Origin of the sequence: Tistrella mobilis KA081020-065 (assembly GCF_000264455.2) — a bacterium.
GTDB lineage: Bacteria > Pseudomonadota > Alphaproteobacteria > Tistrellales > Tistrellaceae > Tistrella > Tistrella mobilis.
In genome coordinates, this window is the sequence record NC_017956.1 from 3,819,510 (window position 1) to 3,837,787 (window position 18,278).

Below are 18,278 nucleotides of genomic sequence, written 5' to 3' on the forward strand. Positions count from 1 at the left end.
CGGGCCCGATGGCGGTGCTGGGCGGCGTCACCCATCGCTTCGGGAAGGTGACGGCGCTCGACCGGGTCGATCTGGAGATGACCGCCGGTGGCACGCTGGGGCTGATCGGCCCCGACGGCGTCGGCAAGTCGACCCTGCTGTCACTGATCGCCGGCGTCCGGCGCATCCAGGCCGGGCGGGTGGAGGTGCTGGGCGGCGACATGGTCGATCCGGCGCACCGTCGGCTGGTGGCGCCACGCATCGCCTATATGCCCCAGGGGCTGGGCCGCAATCTCTATCCCACGCTCAGCGTGTTCGAGAATGTCGATTTCTTCGGGCGGCTGTTCGGCCAGGGCAAGGCGGAACGTCGGGCGCGGATCGCCGAACTGCTGGAGGCCACGGGGCTGGCCCCCTTTCCGGACCGGCCGGCGGGAAAGCTGTCGGGCGGCATGAAACAGAAGCTGGGCCTGTGCTGCGCCCTGATCCACGATCCGGATCTGCTGATCCTGGACGAGCCGACCACCGGCGTCGACCCGTTGTCGCGCCGCCAGTTCTGGACCCTGATCGATCGCATCCGTGCCCGCCGTCCGGCCATGGGGGTGCTGGTTGCCACCGCCTATATGGAAGAAGCGGCACGCTTCGACCGCCTGGTTGCGATGGATGGTGGTCAGGTCATTGCCGCCGGCACGCCGGCCGAGCTGCGGGCCCGGACCGGCGAGGCGGATCTGGAGCGGGCCTTCATCCGCCTGCTGCCCGAGGCGCGGCGTCGCGACCATCAGGCGCCGGTGATCCCGCCGCGGGCCCCCGACGGCGACGGGCCGCCCTCGATCGAGGCCCGCGGCCTGACCTGCCGCTTCGGCGACTTCACCGCGGTGGATGCAGTGGATTTCGCCATCGGTCGCGGCGAGATTTTCGGCTTTCTGGGCTCGAACGGTTGCGGCAAGACCACGACCATGAAGATGCTGACCGGCCTGCTGCCGCCGACCGAAGGGGCGGCGCTTCTGTTCGGGCGGCCGCTCGATGCCGGGGATATCGAGACCCGCCGCCGCGTCGGCTACATGTCGCAGGCCTTCTCGCTCTATGGCGAGCTGACCGTGCGCCAGAATCTGGAGCTGCATGCCCGGCTCTACGGGCTGGACGACACCCGGACCAGCGAGCGGATGGCCGCGATGATGGCCGAACTGGATCTGGCCGGGGTGGCGGACCAGATCTCGGATGCGCTGCCGCTCGGCATCCGTCAGCGGCTGCAGCTGGCGGCCGCCGTGCTGCACGAGCCCGACATCCTGATCCTGGACGAGCCGACCTCGGGCGTGGACCCTGTCGCCCGCGACCGCTTCTGGGCCTATCTGGGGGTGCTGGCGCGCGAGCGCGGTGTGACGATCTTCATTTCCACCCATTTCATGAACGAGGCGGCGCGCTGCGACCGCATCTCGCTGATGCATGCCGGCCGGGTGCTGGCGGTGGGCACGCCTGCGGATCTGGCGGCAGAGGATCCCGGCGGCAGCCTTGAGGAGGCCTTCGTCGCGCGGCTTCAGGCGGCGACCGACGGGGGGCCGGCCGAAGGAATGCCGACCGGGGCGGTGGCGCCCGAGGCCCCCGTCATGGAGCCCGCATCGGCGACGCCGGCCCGGCCGCCCAGGCGCCGGGATCTGCGTCGGCTCTGGGCCTATGCCCGGCGCGAGACGATGGAGCTTGCCCGCGATCCGATCCGGCTGGCCTTCGCGCTGCTGGGTCCGGTGATCCTGATGCTGACCTTCGGCTTCGGCATCTCATTCGATGTCGAGGATCTGCCCTATGCCGTCTATGACCAGGACCGGTCTACCGAAAGCCGGTCGCTGATCGAGGCCTTCGCCGGCTCGCGCTATTTCGAGGAACACGCGCCCATCCACAGCCCGGTCGAGATGGACCGGCGGCTTCAGGCCGGCGAGCTGAAGCTTGCGATCGAAATTCCGGCCGATTTCGGCCGCGACCTGACCCGGGGGCGGGTGCCCGAAGTCGGGGTGGTGCTGGACGGTGCCATGCCGTTCCGGGCCGAGACCACCCGCGCCTATGTCCAGGGTGTGGCGCAGCGCCATCTGGAGGAGATGCGCGAGGCCTCGTCTCTGCCGGTTTCGACGACGCCCTCGGTCACGGTCGAGACCCGCTTCCGTTACAACCAGGCCTTCCGCAGCGTCGAGGCGATCGTGCCGGGCGTGATCATGCTGATGCTGGTGCTGATCCCGGCGATGATGACGGCGGTGGGTGTGGTGCGCGAGAAGGAGACCGGATCGATCGCCAATTTCCGCGCGACGCCGGTCACCCGTTTCGAGTTCCTGGCCGGCAAGCAGCTGCCCTATTTCGGTATCGCGGCGCTGAGCTTCCTGGTGCTTTCCATCGTCGCCGGCCTGGTCTTCGGGCTGGAGGTGAAGGGATCGGGGCTGGCGCTGCTGACGGGTGCCCTGCTTTATGTGGCAGCCACAACCGCCTTCGGCCTGCTGGTCTCGGCCTTCATGAAGAGCCAGCTTGCGGCGCTGTTCGCCACCGCCATCGTCTGCATGATCCCGGCGGTGAACTTCTCGGGCCTGCTGACCCCGGTTTCGGCACTCACCGGGGGCGGCCGGGTGCTGGGCCTCGCCTTTCCGGCGGCCTGGTTCCAGCAGATCAGCATCGGCACCTTCACCAAGAGCCTGGGTTTTGCGGATCTCTGGCACAACCATCTGGCGCTGGCCGGTTTTGCGCTGCTCTTCCTGATCGCGGCCCAATGGGTGCTGCCCAAGCAGGAGCGTTGAGCCGATGCGTCTCGCCAACATCTTCCGCCTGGGCGTGAAGGAGCTGCGCAGCCTCGCCGCCGACCCGGTGCTGGTCTTTCTGATCCTTTATACCTTCACCTATGCGATCTATGCGGTCGCGAGCGGCGCCAATTTCGAGGTCAGCAATGCGGCGGTGGCGGTGGTCGACGACGACCGCTCGGCGCTGTCGCTCCGGCTGCGCGATGCGGTGCTGCCGCCGCAATTCGCCTCGGTGGTCGAGCTGACGGCGCCCGAGGCCGATGCAGCGCTCGATGCCGGCGATGCGGTCTTCGTGCTGCACATTCCCTCAGGCTTCGAAGCCGATCTGCTGCGCGGCCGGGATGCGACGCTGCTGCTCGACATCGACGCCACCGCCATGACTCAGGCCGGCAACGGTGCCGCCTATCTCCAGTCGATCATCGCGCGCGAGATCTCGGCGGCGGCCGGGCGCGACGACGGTATGACGGGGGATCTGCCGATCGATCTGGTCGTGCGGTCGCGCTTCAACCCCAATCTGTCGTCGGTCTGGTTCAACGCGGTGATGCAGGTGATCAACAACGTCACCATGCTGTCGGTGATCCTGGCCGGGGCTGCGCTGATCCGCGAGCGTGAGCACGGCACGATCGAGCATCTGCTGGTGATGCCGGTCCGTCCGGCCGAGATCATGGCCGCCAAGATCTGGGCCAACGGCTCGGTGATCGTCGTCGCCTCGGTGCTGTCGCTGATCGGCATGGTCCAGGGGGTGCTGGCGGTGCCGATCCACGGCTCTCTGCTGCTCTATACGGCGGGGGCGGTGCTCTACCAGTTCTCGGTGACGGCGCTCGGCATTCTGCTTGCCACCATTGCGCGATCGATGCCGCAATTCGGCCTGCTGGTCATCCCGGTGATCGTGACCATGAACCTGCTCTCGGGCTCGTCCACGCCGCTCGAGAGCATGCCGGTCTGGCTGCAGAAGGTGATGATGCTCTCTCCCGCCACCCATTTCGTGGCGTTCTCGCAGGCCGTGCTCTATCGCGGCGCCGGCCTGGACGTGGTCTGGCCGACGCTGGCCATTCTGGCGGGGATCGGGTTTGGGATCTTCGCGATCGCCCTTGCACGGTTTCGGCGGAAAATCGTGGAGATGGGGTGAGGCGTGGAGATGGGGTGAGGCGTGGAGATGGGGTGAGGCGTGGAGATGGGGTGAGGCGTGGAGAGTGGGGTGAGGCGTGGAAATGGGGTGAGCTCTTGCCCCGTCTCGATCGTCAGGACAACTGATCGAGAAAACTGGCGCAGGCATCGAGCCGCGGTCTGGCGGCACGCAGGACACTGTCGTGGATATCCGGGGGGAAGGCTTCCGGCAGTCCGGCGGCCGCGGCGTCGAAGGCGCTGCCGCCCCGCTCGACCAGCTGCTGCAGGGCGGTCTTGAAGATCAGAGGCGGGATGCCTGCTTTTTCTGCCGTCTGAGCGAAGTGGCGGGGCTGGATCTGATCCAGGCGATAATGACGGTTCTGCCCGACCGACATGGCGAGCTTCATCTGTCTGCGCTCACCCTGCCTGTGGTCGAGGCTGGGCTGTGCGGTCAGGATGTCGTAGAGCGGGGTCATCCTGAACCGCCCGCCGGGCGCGAGAAACACGCTGAAATTCTTCGCATGACCATCGGTCGCACCGATGATCCAGAACAGCATCTGGGCCATCAGAAAATCACGATGATCCCGGCCCGGATCGTCGCTGCCCTTCAGGGCATCCAGGATGTCGACGATTCCGGGGCCGCCTTCGCTCTGGTATTTGAGGGTCGGGGGCGTGCCGGTGAGCTGGCAGAAATCTTCCTGCGGCAGCCGGATGAGCCAGCCATTGTTGAGCCGCTTGCGATCGAAACGCCTGACGACCAGTGCCTTGGTCCCTGAAAAGACCATCATCTCAGCGTGATTGACATCCAGTCCGAAGGCCTGGGCGAGCTTCAGGCAATAGAACTCGTTCTCGACGCTGTTCGACAGATCTATGCCGTTGGGCAGATGGCCGATCTGTGTCTTCAGGATATGCGTGGTGGGTGTGGTTCCTGTCGGTTTCAGCCATTGCCCCTCGTGGAACAGAAGCGCCGTCTTCTCCTGCGCGCCGGCAATGGAGATCCGAAAATCGTCATCCCCCTGCAGACCGAGCGGGGTCTGTCCCAGGTTCTTGAGCATGGTGGCGATGTCGTCGTCCGAGACCGGTTCTCCCTCGATTCTGTCGAGCGATGAGGGAAGTGTGTCGTCGTCGAGGAACTGGAGCGCACCGACGCAGTCCCGGCCGATCCTGGAGAGCAGGCCGTAAGCGTCCGTGCCTGGTGCGCCGATCCGTTCGGCGACACGCCGCCTGATGGCCGGCTGATCGGGCAACAGATTGTCGAAGAATGCGGCGACTTCCGGACCGCGGTGCGGTTCAGGGCGGAGTGGCAGGGAGAGTGACACCGGGATCGCATCCGGCCGGTCTGCCCAGGCCGGATCGTAGGTAAAAACCACGGCGCCGTTCAGCTGTTTTGACAGACGGCCGACAAGGTATCCGTTCAGATAAACATGGAGGTCGGCATAGGTTTTTCGCCGTGCCATCAATCGTCGTTCCCGCCAAGAAGCATTCGGGCGATGGCGTCGTCGACGGTGGATCGGTCGCGAGGCGCAGCCTGAAGGTCCAGATCGAGAGCGGCCAGAAGGTCGATGAGCGTATCCAGGCGGAGGCTGGGATAGCCTTGCTCGATCTGAGAGATCATGCTTTGCCGCTGACCTGTCCTGACACCCAGAGCCGCCTGCGTGAGGCCAAGCTTCCGCCTTTGTCTCCGGATGAGGTTGCCCAGCTGTTGGGGGGTGCGGATGATATCTGCCATGGCTGGCATGTTCCTCTCAGGGGGAACTCAAGCCGCTATTTTATCCCCGAAATCAGATAAACGCAATTTATCCCCAATCCGGAATAAAGAGAATTTATTCCGGATTGCGAATAAGGCGTCAATATACACTATCAGAGATAAATGGAGATATTTACAGCCTGTGACGGCGCACCCGTCACAGGCCGGCAGGTGCAGGCCTGGAGCCTCCTGACGGATCAGTCGATCAGCCCGCCCGTCGCATCGAAGAAGGGGTGGGGGCCGTCGAACCGGCCCGGATAGGCCAGATGGCTGACCAGCAGCCGCGGCGGGGTGAAGCGGAAGAGACGGATCGCCGGCGGTTCCATGGTGAAAGTGGAGGGCCCGCCCAGGGTCAGATCCAGCGTCACCGCATGGGCGGCATTGGGGGCAATCGAGACCGCGACCCCGTCGAGCACGGTGTCGATGGCGCGATGGACATGGCCGCAGGCGAGGTGCAGCACCTGCGGATGGCGGCGGAGGACCGCGATCAGTTCGGCGCCGTCCTTCAGATTCTGCACGTCCATATGGCCGATGCCGGTCTCGAAGGGCGGGTGGTGGACGAAGACCAGGGTCGGCCGGTCGGGGCCGGCGGCGAGCACCCGGTCGAGCCAGGCGAGCTGGGCGGCGCCGACCATGCCCCAGGGCACGCCGGCGACCGAACTGTCGAGGCCAATCAGCCGCACGGGATGATGGTCGATCAGGCAGGCGGCGAAATCGGCCGCATCGACATATGGCACCACATCCCCAAAGGCGGTGCGCATCTCGTCGGCACGATCGTGATTGCCGGGCACGGCGTACCATGGAGCCCTGATCCGGTCGAGCAGCGGTCGGAGCACGGCATACTCGGCGGCGGACCCCGTGTCGGTGAGGTCGCCCGACAGGATGACGGCGTCGACCTCGGGCACGAAGGCATTGACGTAGTCCACGGCCGCCGTCAGCAGGCCGGCGGTATCGACCCGGCCATAGGCCGGCCGGCCGCCGGGCTTCAGATGGGTGTCGGTCAGCTGGGCGATCAGCATGGGGGCTCAGGCTCCAAGGCGGATGCGGGCGGCGGCGGGCACGTCGATGCCGAGCAGGGTACCGGTCTCGGGCAGATCGGCGCGGGCGGTGGTCTCGACCATCCAGCTTTCGCCTGCGGGGCCTGAGAGCTTCAGCCGGCAACGATCCCCCAGGAAATGGCAGACGGCGACCGTGCCGGTCAGCAGCCCGTCCCCGGGGGTGGTCAGCCGGGCGTCTTCCGGACGGAAGAGCAGGGTCTCGCCCCGGCCGTCCATCGCGCGGTTCATGGTGCCGACGAAGCCTGCGACGAAATCGTCGGCGGGCGCGTGATAGATCTCGCGCGGGGTGCCGCGCTGGGCGATGCGGCCGGCATTCATCACCACGATCTCGTCACCCAGCACCATCGCCTCGGCCTGGTCGTGGGTGACGTAGACGGCGGTGATGTGCAGGCTGCGCAGCAGAGCGTCGATCTCGGTGCGCAGATGCTCGCGCAGGGCGGCGTCGAGCGCCGTCAGCGGCTCGTCGAGCAGCAGCAGGCGCGGCCGGACGGCGATGGCGCGGGCCAGCGCCGTGCGCTGGCGCTGGCCGCCCGACAGCTGGTCGATCCGCCGGTCGGCCAGGGTGTCGATCCGCATCAGCGCCAGCATCTCGTCGACCCGGCTGTCGATCTCGCGCCGGGGCAGGCGCCGGACCTTCAGCCCATAGGCGACGTTGCCGCGCACGGTGAGATTGGGGAAAAGCGCATAGGACTGGAAGACCATGCCTACCTCGCGCGCCTCGATCGGCAGCCGGGTGACGTCCTCGCCGTCGAACAGCACCCGCCCGCCCGCGTCGGGGCGGTCCAGCCCGGCGATGATCCGCAGCAGCGTGGTCTTGCCGCAGCCGGACGGGCCGAGCAGAACGGCGGTGCGGCCGGCGGGAATGTCGAGATCGATGGGCGTCAGCGCCCGGGTGCCGTCGGGCCAGGTGCGGGCGCAGCCGCGGAGTTCGACCGCGGTGGCGCCCGAGGAAGCGGTATCAGTCGTCATCGGTGGTCCTTCCGGCCACGGCGTCCGGCCAGCTGCATGGCGACCAGCAGCGGCACGATCATCACAAAGAAGACGAGGGTGTAGGCGCTGGCGATTTCCAGCCGCATCGAGGCATAGCTGTCGGCCAGGCCCACCGGCAGGGTCTTGGTCAGCGGGGTGTGCAGCATCCAGGTGAGGTTGAATTCGCCGATCGACAGCGTGACCACCATCAGCCCGCCGGCCAGCACGCCCGGCCAGGCATTGGGCACGATCACGGTCAGGAAGCGGCGCAGGAAACCGGCGCCCAGGCTGGCGGCGCCTTCCTCCAGCGTCTTCATGTCGGTTGCCACCATCACCGCGATCACCGAGCGGAGCATGAAGGGCAGGGTGTAGATCACATGACCGGCGAGCACGAAGCCGCTCGACATACGGAAGCTGCCGGCACCACCCCAGGTCAGCAGCAGGCCGAGCGCCAGCGCCAGGCCCGGGATCGCGATCGGCAGGGCGACGGTCTCTTCGATCGCGCGGGCAAGCGGCCCCGGCCGGCGGGCCAGGGCATAGGCCGCCGGCACGCCGATCACCGCGGTGATGGCGAGCGTGGCGAAGGCCAGCCAGATCGACCTCCAGATCGTGTCGGCGTAAAGCCGCCAGACCTCTGCCACCCAGTCGAGGGTGAGGCCGCTTTCCAGGCCGCGGAAGAAGTTGACCGTGACGCCGGCAAGACCCGAGAGCACCACCGGCACGATCATGAAGGCGGCGACCACAAGGGTGAAGGCGAGGCCGCCCCAGAAGCCCGCCCCGCGCGGATGTCCGCGTCGCATGGCCATCAGCCGCCCCCCGCAGCCGCGCCGCGGCCGCCGAGGGTGCGGGCGATGAACAGCGTCGCCCAGGTGATCAGCCCCAGCACCAGGGCCAGGGCCGAGGCGCCGGCGATGTTCGCCTGCAGGGTGAATTCCGTATAGATGGTCATCGGCAGCACCGCGATGTCGGTGGCGAGCGCGAAGGCGGTTCCGAAGGCGCCCATGGCGGTGGCGAAGCAGATCGCGCCGCTGGCGATCAGCCCCGGCATCAGCGCCGGCAGGGTGACCGAGAGGAACACCCTGACCGCCCCGGCCCCCAGCGAGCGGGCGGCTTCCGGCAGCGACGGGTCCAGCGTTTCCGCCGCGGCCATGACGTTCAGGATCACTCGCGGAATCGAGAAATAGAGATAGCCGACGAACAGGCCGGCGGCCGAATAGGCGAAGACCAGCCTGTCGCCGGTCAGGGCCTTCGAGACCAGATTGGCGAGGCCCTGCCGGCCGCCGAGCATGATCACCAGAAAGCCCACCACCACGCCCGGAAAGGCGAGAGGGAAGGTGAGCATGGCAATCAGCGCCGACCGGCCCGGGAAGACATGGCGGGCCAGAAACAGCCCGGCGATGGTCGAGATCACGAGTGCGGCCAGCGTGACGGTCACGGCGAGGACGAAGGTCATCACCGTGTCGTGGCCATGGCGGGGGTTGGTCAGGATCGAAAAATAGGCCGCGATGCCGTCCGGCCCCGAGGCGCCGGCAATGGCGAGACGGACCAGCGGCACCAGAAGGAAGGCGGCGAGCACGATCCCGGCCGGCAGCAGCATCAGGACCAGGCGCGGGGTGTCGCGGCCCGAGGCGGATGACATCGGTCGGTGTTCCACGTGAAAAGGTGACCCGCCGGCGGGTGCCAGCGGGTCGTGGATCATGGGCGGGGTGAAGCGGCGGCCGTCCCGGCGACCCTCACTTCACCTCGGCGAGATAGGTTTCGGCGAAAGCCTTCTGGCCGGCGGCCATCGCGGCATAATCGACCGGCTTTGCCCGGGCGTAATCGGCGGCGGGCAGGAAGCGGGCCTCAATCTCGGCCGGCAGCTTCACCTCGCGCACCGGGCGCAGATAGGCATTGGCCCAGAGCGACTGGCCCTTTTCCGAGAGCACGAAGTCCAGGATCCTGCGGCCGTTATCGGCATGCGGCGCGCCCTTGACCAGGCTCATCACGTAAGGAACGACCAGCGTGCCCTCTTTGGGGATTACGAATTCGACGTCGCCCTTGTCCTTGTAGCGGGCGCGATAGGCGTTGAAGTCATAATCGATCATGATCGGGATCTCACCCGACAGGACCCGGGCATACGAGGTCTGCTTGGGCACGATCGGGTCGTTGCCGGCCAGCTTCTTAAAGAAGTCGATGCCCGGCTGCCAGTTGGTGAAATCGCCGCCGAAGGCACGGTTGATCGCAACCGCGCCGGCATAGCCGACGAAGGCGCTGGTCGGATCCAGATAGCCGACCATGCCCTCATATTGCGGGTTGAGCAGGTCTTCCCAGCTCTGCGGTACCGGCAGGTCGCCCAGCGCGGCCTTGTTCACGAACAGGCCGATCGTGCCCGAATGGATCGAGAACCAGCTGCCGTCCGCGGCCTTGAGACCGGGGTCGATCTCGTCGAAACCAGCCGGGCGGTAGGGCTCCACCAGCCCCTGTTCGGCGGCCTGGATGCCGAAGGAGACGCCGTAATAGGCGACATCGGCAACCGGATTGGCGCGCTCGGCCGCAAGCTGGGCCAGGGTCTGGCCCGAATTCTTGTTGTCATGGGGCACGTCCAGCCCCAGCTCGGATTTGATCGCCGCCAGCTGCGACGCCCAGTCCGCCCATTCGGGCGGGCAGTTGTAGCAGATGGCGTCCGCGGCGGCGGCGCCTTGCGCGGGGATCGTGGCGGCGGCTAGGATCAGCCCGGCCGCAGCGGCCACGGATTTCAGAGCGGTACCGATCATGGGTCGACGTGTCCTCGTTGGCGTCGTGGTCGGTGGCGACCGGGGCGGCGGGAATGTGCCTGGCAGTGCGTCCCGCCGTTCCGGTCACATCGTGTCCGCGCGCTCTTCTCTGGGGCGCCCGGAATGGGGAGAGGCCGGTCCGGCCTGGGGGCCTGAGGGCCTGAAGGTGAAGGGCAGGATCAGATCGCCCGCCTGGCCCTCTGCCTCGCCGAGCATGGCGATCAGCCGAAGGGCCGCCTGCCGGCCCATCTCGGCCGAGGGCTGGACGATGGTGGCGAGCGGGGGCGTCAGATGGGCGCCGACCGCGATGCCGTCGAAACCGGTCACCGCCACATCGCCGGGGACCGCGAGGCCGCGGCGGGCGAGGGCGCCGATCGTGGCGATGGCCAGCCAGTCGTTCGAACAGAACAGCGCCGTCGGCAGGCCGCCCGGCTCATCGGCCATGGCGTCGAGGGCGGCATCCGGGTCCGGGGTCTCGAATTCCACCTCGCGTACGGCGGGCGCCGGCAGCCCCGCTTCGGCCGCACCGGCCAGAAAGCCGCGCAGCCGCGCGGCAGCGCGATCCGAGCCGCCGAGCGCCCCGGTGATCATGCCGAGCCGGCGATGACCAAGCCCGCAGAAATGGCGGGCGACCGCCCGACCGGCGCCCTCGTTGTCGACCGTGACCGTCGGCGCGCGGCCGGGGGTCGGCTGGTTGTAGACCAGGACATGCGGCACCCGGGCGGCTTCGAGGGCGTCGAGCGCCTGGCTGCCGGCGGGGTCGGTGACGGTCAGGATCATGCCGTCGACCCGGTAGGCCAGCAGCGCCTCGACCGCGCGGACCTCTTCTTCGGCGTGATAGCCCGAGACGCCGAAAAGCAGGGTGAAGCCCGCGGCGCGGGCGGCAGTTTCGATACCGGCCACCGCATCGGCGAAGACCGGGTTGGCCAGCGACGGGATCATCACTCCGATCAGCCGGCTGCGCTGGGATTTGAGGCTGCGGCCCAGCCCGTTCGGCCGGAAGCCCAGATCTTCCACCGCCTGGCGGATGCGCGCCGCGGTCTCGGCACCGACACGACCGGTACCGTTCAGCAGGCGTGACACGCTGGCGACCGACACGCCCGCCTTGAGCGCGACGTCGCGGATGGTGGGGGACATGGGTCTCGAGACCTCCGGCGGGGGATCGGTCATCTCTCGTCCCCCAGAGAATGCGGCAGATCGATCCGTGGGTAAACGTTTACATCATGAAGTTTGCACGGCAGGCATGTGACCGCCCGATGACGGTCAGCGCTTGCGGCGGCGCAGCATGCCCTTGAAATCCTGCAGGCGCGCGGCGCCGGTGATCAGGCTGAAGGCCACATAGACCGGGATGGTCGCGCCGATCAGCAGGGTGAGCCAGAGCACCCGGGCGGCATGGGGCATGGTGCCGAAGGGCGGCAGCGCTTCGAGCACGCCCAGGATGGCGGCCGCGAACAGCAGATTGGCGAGCAGGATCCTGGGCAGGGTGCGGCGCAGCCGGGCATCGCCCACCAGAAGCCGGTCGCGGTTGAGCCGGCGGGCGAGCAGGAAGACGTTGATCCAGGCCGAGAGCGCCGTCGCAAGCGCGATGCCCATATGCGCCAGAGGCTGCATGAAGGCCAGGTTCAGCACCACATTGGCGACCAGCGCCACCACCGCATAACGGGTGGGGGTGGCGGTATCCTCGCGGGCATAGAAGCCCGGGCTCAACACCTTGGCGAGCACGAAGGCCGGCAGGCCGAAAGCGAGCACGGTCATCACCTCGACGGTGCGGGTGGTGGCCTCGGGTGTAAAGGCGCCGCGCTCGAACAGGGTGGCGACGATCGGCATGCCCAGGGTGGCAAGGCCGACCAGGGCCGGCAGCGCCACCAGCAGGGTCATCTCCATCGCCCGGTTCATGTGGTTGCGGGCGTCGTCGAGCGCGCCTTCCTTGATCCGGGTGGAGAGCAGCGGCAGCAGGGCTGTGCCGACCGCGATGCCGACCACACCCAGGGGCAGCTGCACCAGCCGGTCGGCATAATAGAGCGCCGACACCGTGCCTTCCGCAAGCAGCGAGGCGATCATGGTGTCGACCAGCACGTTCACCTGATAGACGCCGGCGCCCAGCGCCGCCGGTGCCGCGACCTTCAGCAGGCGCTTCACCTCGGGCGTCAGCCGTGGCAGGCGGAAGCGCAGTTCGGCACCGGCGCGGTTGGCGGCGACCAGCATCGCCCCCAGCTGCACCATGCCCGACAGCATCAGCGCCCAGGCCTGGACCACCGCCGGATCGGCATCGACCCAGTGCTGCAGCGAGACCACGCAACCGGCGATCAGGCAGAGGTTGAACAGCACCGGTGCGCCGGCAAAGGCGCCGAACCGGCCGAGCGAGTTCAGCACGCCCCCGACCAGGGCCACGGCCGAGATGAACACGATATAGGGGAAGACGATCCGGGCGAGATCAACGGCAAGGTTGAATTTCTCAGGGTCGTCCGAAAAGCCGGGGGCGAAAACCGTCACCACCCAGGGCATCGCCGCCTGGGCCGCAAGCAGGATCACCAGCAGGCTGCAGACCAGAACCGACAGGGCGGCTTCGGCGAAGGCATGAGCCGCGGCCGGACCGCTTTCTACCCGGATGCGGTTGTAGATCGGCACGAAGGCGGCGCTGAACGCGCCTTCGGCGAACATGCGCCGCAGCAGGTTCGGCAGCTTCTGGGCCACGAAAAAGGCGTCCGCCGCCGCACCCGCACCCAGCAGGCCGGCCACGAGGACATCGCGCGCGAATCCGAGGATCCGCGACATCATGGTGAGGCCACCCACCGTGGCCGCGGCGCGCATCAGGTTCATGAGGTGCGGGTGTATCCGAAACCGCGTCCGGCGGGAAGGGGCATCAATGGGACGACGGGGCAGCCCCAGGGCTGCCCCGTGGCCGATCATTCGGCGGCGTCGCCGGCGGCGGTGGCGGTGCTGCGGATGGTGCCGTCATCGGCGATCACCGGCCCCGCCGCATCGAGTGCGGCCAGCAGTTCTTCCCGCACCCGGGTCAGCTTGCCCTGATGGGTGATCTTCAGGCCGAACACGTCCTTGACGTAGAAAGTGTCGACCGCCCGCTCGCCATAGGTCGCGACATGGGCCGACGAGATGGTGAGCGCCAGATCCGAGAGCACGCTGGTGATCGCGAACAGCAGGCCCGGCCGGTCGCGGGCGGTCACCTCGATGACCGTCTGGGTGTTGCTTGCGCGGTTGTCGATCAGCACCCGGGGGGTGACCTGGAACACGTCGGTGCGCTTGGGCCCGTCGCGCCGGGCAGCCAGCGCCTTGGCGGGCCTGAGTTCGCCCGACAGCGTCCGCCCGACCAGATCGCGCATCCTGGCGACCCGGACCTCGTCGTCATAGGCGGAGCGGTCGGAGTCCTGCACCCAGAAGGTGTCGAGCGCCATGCCGTCGGTGGTTGTGACGATGCGGGCATCGACGATGTTGCCGCCGGCCAGCGCCATGGCACCGGCGACGCCGGCGAACAGGCCGTGATGATCGGGGGCATAGACCGTGATCGCAGCCACGGACCGGAAGCGGTCGGGGGCGACGTCGATCACCAGCGGCGCCGGACCCTGGCGGTCGGCTTTGGCGACCAGGCGGGCATGGCGTTCCAGCACCTCGGCATCATGGGCCAGCCAATAGGATCCGGGCATGCGCTCGACATGGGCCTGGAAGGCGGCGCCGGTCCAGTCGGCCAGGCGTTCGCGCAGCTTGTCCTGCACCGCCTGGATCCGGCCGGCACGGTTCAGCCCCTCGACATGGCCGCCCGAGAGCTGTTCGGCCGCGCGATAATAGAGTTCACGCAGCAGCGTGCCCTTCCAGCCGTTCCAGACATTGGGGCCGACGGCACGGATATCGGCGACCGTCAGCACGGTCAGCAGGCGCAGCCGCTCCATCGACTGGACCTGATCGGCGAAGTCGTGGACGGTCTTCGGATCTTCAATGTCGCGTTTGAAGGCGACCGCGCTCATCAGCAGGTGCCAGCGCACCAGCCAGGCGACGGTCTCGGTTTCCTCGGGCGTCAGGCCGACCCTGGGGCAGAGCTTGCGGGCGACCTCTTCTCCCAGCACGGAATGATCGCCGCCACGCCCCTTGGCGATGTCGTGGAGCAGAACTGCCATATAAAGCACCCGGCGCGACAGCACCTCGTGCACGATCCGGGTCGCGAGCGGCAGTTCGTCGGGGAAGTTGCCCTTTTCGATCCCCGACAGGATGCCGATCGCCCGGATTGTGTGCTCGTCGACCGTATAGACATGGTACATGTCGTGCTGGGTCTGGGCGACGACGCGGCCGAAATCCGGAATGAAGCGACCGAAGACACCGGCCTCATTCATGTGGCGCAGCGTCGCTTCCGGGTCCTTGGGCGAGGTCAGGATGTCGAGAAAGACCTGGTTGGCCGACGGATCCTCGCGCACGCCGTCGTCGATGTATTTCAGGTTCTGGGTGATCCAGCGCAGGATCTGCGGATGGACGTCCATCTCGCGGCTCTGGGCCACCCGGAACAGCTTCAGCATCTTGATCGGCTGTTCGGCGAGTTCGTGGCGGTTCGCGAGTGTCAGCCGGCCGCCTTCGATCCGGAAGCCGTCGATCTCGCGCCGCATCAGGATGCTGGGCATGCGGATCTTGGGCTGGCGCTGATTGGCGCTTTCCAGTGCCGCGCACAGGATCCGGGTCAGGTCGCCCACATCCTTGGCGACCAGATAATAGTGCTTCATGAAGCGCTCGACCCCGCGCACGCCCGGCCGGTCGGCATAGCCCATCAACCGGCCGATCTCGGTCTGGACATCGAAGGTCAGGCGGTCCTCGGGGCGGCCGGCCAGGTAGTGCAGGTGGCAGCGTACCGTCCACAGGAAGTTCTGCGCCTTGGCGAAGCGCCGGTATTCGCCGGCGGTGAAGACCTTCTGCTCGACAAGGTCCGACAGGTTGTGGACGCGGTAGGAGTATTTGGCGATCCAGAACAGGGTGTGGAGGTCGCGCAGCCCGCCCTTGCCTTCCTTGACGTTGGGTTCCAGCACATAGCGGCTGTCGCCCATGCGACGGTGGCGCTCGTCGCGCTCGTTGAGCTTGGCCTCGATGAACTCGCCCGCCGTGCCGACCATGATGTCGGTGGCGAAGCGGCGGCGCAGATCCTCGTACAGCACCATCTCGCCGCAGAGCTGGCGGCTTTCCAGCAGGCTGGTGCGGATGGTCATGTCGCCGCGCGCCCGCGAGATGCATTCATCGACCGAGCGCACCGCATGGCCGACCTTGAGCCCCAGATCCCAGAGCAGATAGAGGATGTATTCCGCCACCTGCTCGCCGCGCGGGGTCTGCTTGTAGGGCATCAGGAACAGCAGATCGACATCGGAATGCGGCGCCAGCTCGCCGCGGCCATAGCCGCCGATCGCCACCAGGCACAGCCGGTCGGCCGAGGTTGGGTTGGCGACCGGATAGACATGGGTGGTGGCCAGATCGAACAGGGTGCGCACGATCTGGTCGATCAGATAGCAGTTCTCGCGCACAACATGGGCGCCGTCGGCCCCGGCGTCGAAGCGTTTGCGGATCTCCTCCCGCCCCTTCGCCAGATGCTCTTTCAGCATGCTCAGGATCTCGCGCCGGAGCTTCTCGACCGGTTTGCCCGTCTCCTCCACCTGCTGCTCGATGTCGGCCATCAGGGCACGACGGTGGATGATCTGCCTCTTGTTGCGGATGGCGGTCATGTGGATCGGGGCCTCGGATGTCGGCGATACGGCGGCGGTATGTGCGACGGGGGCGGGGGATCCTCGTGCAACGGCGAAGGCCGGTCGTCCCGTAACGGGCGGCCGGCCTTGTCAGACTACCTGAGAGATGGGGCGGAGGCGAGGCGCCGTCACCCCTTGGATCCTGCGTGGTGAAATCAGAGCCGTGCGTGCGGGCGGGCCTACCACGCCGGCAGGATCGCACCCTTGAATCGCTCGGCCAGGAAGGCCTTCACCTCGTCGGACTGGTAGGCGGCCACCAGCTTGCGGATCCTTGGCGCCTGGGCATCGGCCGCCCGTGCGGCGACGAAGTTGCCATAGGGATTGTCGGTCCGGCTTTCGATCGCGATCGCATCCTTCGTGGGGTCGAAACCGGCGTCATGGGCGTAATTGCCGTTGATCGCCGCCGCATCCAGATCGGGCACCGCACGCGGCAGCTGGGCGGCATCCAGTTCGACGATCTCAAGCTTCTTCGGATTGGCGGTGATGTCGAGCAGGGTGGGGGTGAGCCCCTTGCCAGGGGCCAGCTCGATCAGGCCTTCCCGGGCCAGCAGGTTCAGCACACGGCCGCCATTCGACGGGTCGTTGGGGATGCCGAGCTTTGCCCCTTCGGCCAGATCGGCCAGGCGCTTTACTCGGGTGGAATAGATTCCGATCGGCTCGACGATGGTGTAGCCGACATTGACGATGTCATAGCCATGGGCCGCGATCTGGGCATCCAGATAGGGCTGGTGCTGGAAGGCATTGGCATCCAGATCCCCGGCGGCCAGAGCCTCGTTCGGCAGCACGTAGTCCTGGAAGGTGACGATTTCGACCTCCAGCCCGTCGCGGGCGGCTACCTGCTTCACGACCTCGGCGATTTCCTCTTCCGCGCCGGCGATGACGCCCAGCCGGACGGTTTCGGTCCCGGCCGCACGGGCGGCGAGACCGCCGGCGGCAAAGGCGGCGACCAGGGCGGCAAGCCCCAGAATGGCGGTGAACAGGCGACGGCGACCATCTTCGAGGGCGGTTTTGCGCCGGGGCCGCGGCTGGGCGAAGGAGCGGAACATGATGGCGATCCTGTGCGGTGGTCCTGCGGGGAGAAGAACGACCGGCGAAGAGGCAATGCCGGGCCCATTCCGATGATATCGCGGAACAGCGTGTAGGAACGATGTATTCCACAGTTTATGTAGTCAATGTAAAAATATATACAATAATATAATGTTATTTTCAGGCGCACACCGGATGCTGACGCTGGTATGCGTCCGCTCACCAGGCCGGGAGGAAGGCGCCCTCGAAGCGCGTGTTCAGGAAGGCTGCAACTTCGGGTGACTGAAAGGCTTCGAGCAGGGTATGGATCTCGAGCCGGTCCTGATCCGCCCGGCGGACGACCAGGATGTTGCCATACGGGTTGCTGCGCCGGTTTTCGACCGCGATGGTGTCACGGCGTGGATCAAGACCGGCGGCCCGGGCGTAGTTGCCGTTGATCGCCGCCGCATCCACCAGATCGATGGCGCCGGCGACCTGATCGGCCGGCAGCTGGACGAACTGGAACCTGCGGGTGTTGATCATCACGTCCTTGGGCGTGGGCGTGAGCTTCGCCCCCGGTGCCAGGCCGATCATCGCCCGCTCGGCCAGAAGGCGCAGGGCGCGGCCGCCATTGCTCAGGTCTTCCGGGATTGCAATCCGGGCACCATCCGGCAGGTCGCGCAGCTGTTTGTAGGTCCGGGAATAAATGCCCATCGGCTGGACCATGGTGTAGCCGACCGAGACCAGGTCATAGCCCTTGGCGGCCATCTCCGCTTCCAGGAAGGGCCGGTGCTGGAAGGCGTTCGCGTCGATCTCGGCGCGCGCCAGCGCCGCATTGGGCTCGCTGTAATCGGTGTAGGTGACAAGCTCCACCGTCAGGCCCTTGCCCGCGGCGACCGTCTTCACCACCTCGGCGACTTCGGTCTCCGGCCCCTTCATCACGCCCAGGCGGACCGGCGACAGCTGTTGCACCGGTGTGGCGGCGTCGGAATATGTGACAAAACCCGCAAGTGCAAACGCGATCAGCAGCAGGGGAAGGAGGCCGGATGCCAGGATGGCGCGCAAAAGGCGGGACAGTCGGGGCATGCCAGGTGCTCACGCATGTGGATGGCCGCGTATGCCGGGCAGACCCGGAACCCGCAGCACCCGCCTGCGCGGGC

At 67.3% G+C, this 18,278-nt stretch carries 14 protein-coding genes; 2 read left to right on the plus strand and 12 right to left on the minus strand.

The window, feature by feature from the left end:
• Window positions 1-8: 8 nt before the first annotated feature.
• Entirely contained in the window at window positions 9-2,747 is a 2,739-nt protein-coding gene (gene rbbA / locus TMO_RS17525) for a ribosome-associated ATPase/putative transporter RbbA (protein ID WP_041605086.1), read from the plus strand.
• Window positions 2,748-2,751: 4 nt separating this feature from the next.
• The gene (locus tag TMO_RS17530; RefSeq protein ID WP_014746997.1) at window positions 2,752-3,876 is read left to right on the plus strand and encodes an ABC transporter permease; all 1,125 of its coding nucleotides are present in this window, start codon (window positions 2,752-2,754) and stop codon (window positions 3,874-3,876) included.
• A 112-nt stretch (window positions 3,877-3,988) separates the two neighbouring features.
• On the opposite strand, the gene TMO_RS17535 is transcribed toward TMO_RS17530, so the two are convergent.
• From TMO_RS17535 to TMO_RS17590, 12 genes are all read right to left on the minus strand, one after another.
• Window positions 3,989-5,311, minus strand: a complete 1,323-nt coding sequence (locus TMO_RS17535) for a type II toxin-antitoxin system HipA family toxin (RefSeq protein WP_014746998.1) — start codon at window positions 5,309-5,311, stop codon at window positions 3,989-3,991.
• A complete protein-coding gene (locus TMO_RS17540) occupies window positions 5,311-5,583 on the minus strand; it encodes a helix-turn-helix domain-containing protein (RefSeq protein WP_041605087.1) in 273 nt (90 codons plus the stop codon). The genes TMO_RS17535 and TMO_RS17540 overlap by 1 nt, the downstream gene beginning before the upstream one ends.
• 215 nt (window positions 5,584-5,798) lie before the next feature.
• Window positions 5,799-6,620: a phosphodiesterase gene (locus tag TMO_RS17545; protein WP_014747000.1), complete on the minus strand. Its 822-nt coding sequence runs from the start codon at window positions 6,618-6,620 to the stop codon at window positions 5,799-5,801.
• A 6-nt stretch (window positions 6,621-6,626) separates the two neighbouring features.
• Window positions 6,627-7,628: an ABC transporter ATP-binding protein gene (locus TMO_RS17550; protein ID WP_014747001.1), complete on the minus strand. Its 1,002-nt coding sequence runs from the start codon at window positions 7,626-7,628 to the stop codon at window positions 6,627-6,629.
• Entirely contained in the window at window positions 7,625-8,428 is an 804-nt protein-coding gene (locus TMO_RS17555) for an ABC transporter permease (RefSeq protein ID WP_014747002.1), read from the minus strand. The genes TMO_RS17550 and TMO_RS17555 overlap by 4 nt, the downstream gene beginning before the upstream one ends.
• Window positions 8,429-8,433: 5 nt before the next feature.
• Complete coding sequence (locus TMO_RS17560; protein ID WP_014747003.1) at window positions 8,434-9,267, minus strand: ABC transporter permease; 834 nt, start codon at window positions 9,265-9,267, stop codon at window positions 8,434-8,436.
• A gap of 94 nt (window positions 9,268-9,361) precedes the next feature.
• Window positions 9,362-10,384, minus strand: a complete 1,023-nt coding sequence (locus tag TMO_RS17565; protein WP_014747004.1) for an ABC transporter substrate-binding protein — start codon at window positions 10,382-10,384, stop codon at window positions 9,362-9,364.
• A gap of 84 nt (window positions 10,385-10,468) precedes the next feature.
• The gene (locus TMO_RS17570) at window positions 10,469-11,521 is read right to left on the minus strand and encodes a LacI family DNA-binding transcriptional regulator (RefSeq protein WP_014747005.1); all 1,053 of its coding nucleotides are present in this window, start codon (window positions 11,519-11,521) and stop codon (window positions 10,469-10,471) included.
• Between the two features lie 126 nt (window positions 11,522-11,647).
• Entirely contained in the window at window positions 11,648-13,204 is a 1,557-nt protein-coding gene (gene murJ, locus TMO_RS17575; protein ID WP_014747006.1) for a murein biosynthesis integral membrane protein MurJ, read from the minus strand.
• Window positions 13,205-13,290: 86 nt separating this feature from the next.
• Window positions 13,291-16,098 (minus strand): [protein-PII] uridylyltransferase, encoded by a 2,808-nt coding sequence (locus TMO_RS17580; RefSeq protein ID WP_416069007.1) that lies wholly within the window; start codon window positions 16,096-16,098, stop codon window positions 13,291-13,293.
• Between the two features lie 194 nt (window positions 16,099-16,292).
• Window positions 16,293-17,159: a MetQ/NlpA family ABC transporter substrate-binding protein gene (locus TMO_RS17585; protein WP_014747008.1), complete on the minus strand. Its 867-nt coding sequence runs from the start codon at window positions 17,157-17,159 to the stop codon at window positions 16,293-16,295.
• 199 nt (window positions 17,160-17,358) lie between these two features.
• Window positions 17,359-18,204, minus strand: coding sequence for a MetQ/NlpA family ABC transporter substrate-binding protein (locus tag TMO_RS17590; RefSeq protein ID WP_014747009.1), 846 nt, complete (start codon window positions 18,202-18,204; stop codon window positions 17,359-17,361).
• Window positions 18,205-18,278 lie beyond the last annotated feature (74 nt).

Coding starts and splice junctions, on each gene's coding strand:
- TMO_RS17545 (WP_014747000.1), bottom strand. CDS start 6,620: ATGCTGATCGCCCAGCTGACCGACACCCATCTGAAGCCCGGCGGCCGG.
- TMO_RS17530 (WP_014746997.1), top strand. CDS start 2,752: ATGCGTCTCGCCAACATCTTCCGCCTGGGCGTGAAGGAGCTGCGCAGC.
- TMO_RS17570 (WP_014747005.1), bottom strand. CDS start 11,521: ATGTCCCCCACCATCCGCGACGTCGCGCTCAAGGCGGGCGTGTCGGTC.
- TMO_RS17590 (WP_014747009.1), bottom strand. CDS start 18,204: ATGCCCCGACTGTCCCGCCTTTTGCGCGCCATCCTGGCATCCGGCCTC.
- TMO_RS17555 (WP_014747002.1), bottom strand. CDS start 8,428: ATGCGACGCGGACATCCGCGCGGGGCGGGCTTCTGGGGCGGCCTCGCC.
- TMO_RS17535 (WP_014746998.1), bottom strand. CDS start 5,311: ATGGCACGGCGAAAAACCTATGCCGACCTCCATGTTTATCTGAACGGA.
- TMO_RS17550 (WP_014747001.1), bottom strand. CDS start 7,628: ATGACGACTGATACCGCTTCCTCGGGCGCCACCGCGGTCGAACTCCGC.
- TMO_RS17585 (WP_014747008.1), bottom strand. CDS start 17,159: ATGTTCCGCTCCTTCGCCCAGCCGCGGCCCCGGCGCAAAACCGCCCTC.
- rbbA (WP_041605086.1), top strand. CDS start 9: ATGGCGGTGCTGGGCGGCGTCACCCATCGCTTCGGGAAGGTGACGGCG.
- murJ (WP_014747006.1), bottom strand. CDS start 13,204: ATGAACCTGATGCGCGCCGCGGCCACGGTGGGTGGCCTCACCATGATG.
- TMO_RS17560 (WP_014747003.1), bottom strand. CDS start 9,267: ATGTCATCCGCCTCGGGCCGCGACACCCCGCGCCTGGTCCTGATGCTG.
- TMO_RS17540 (WP_041605087.1), bottom strand. CDS start 5,583: ATGGCAGATATCATCCGCACCCCCCAACAGCTGGGCAACCTCATCCGG.
- TMO_RS17565 (WP_014747004.1), bottom strand. CDS start 10,384: ATGATCGGTACCGCTCTGAAATCCGTGGCCGCTGCGGCCGGGCTGATC.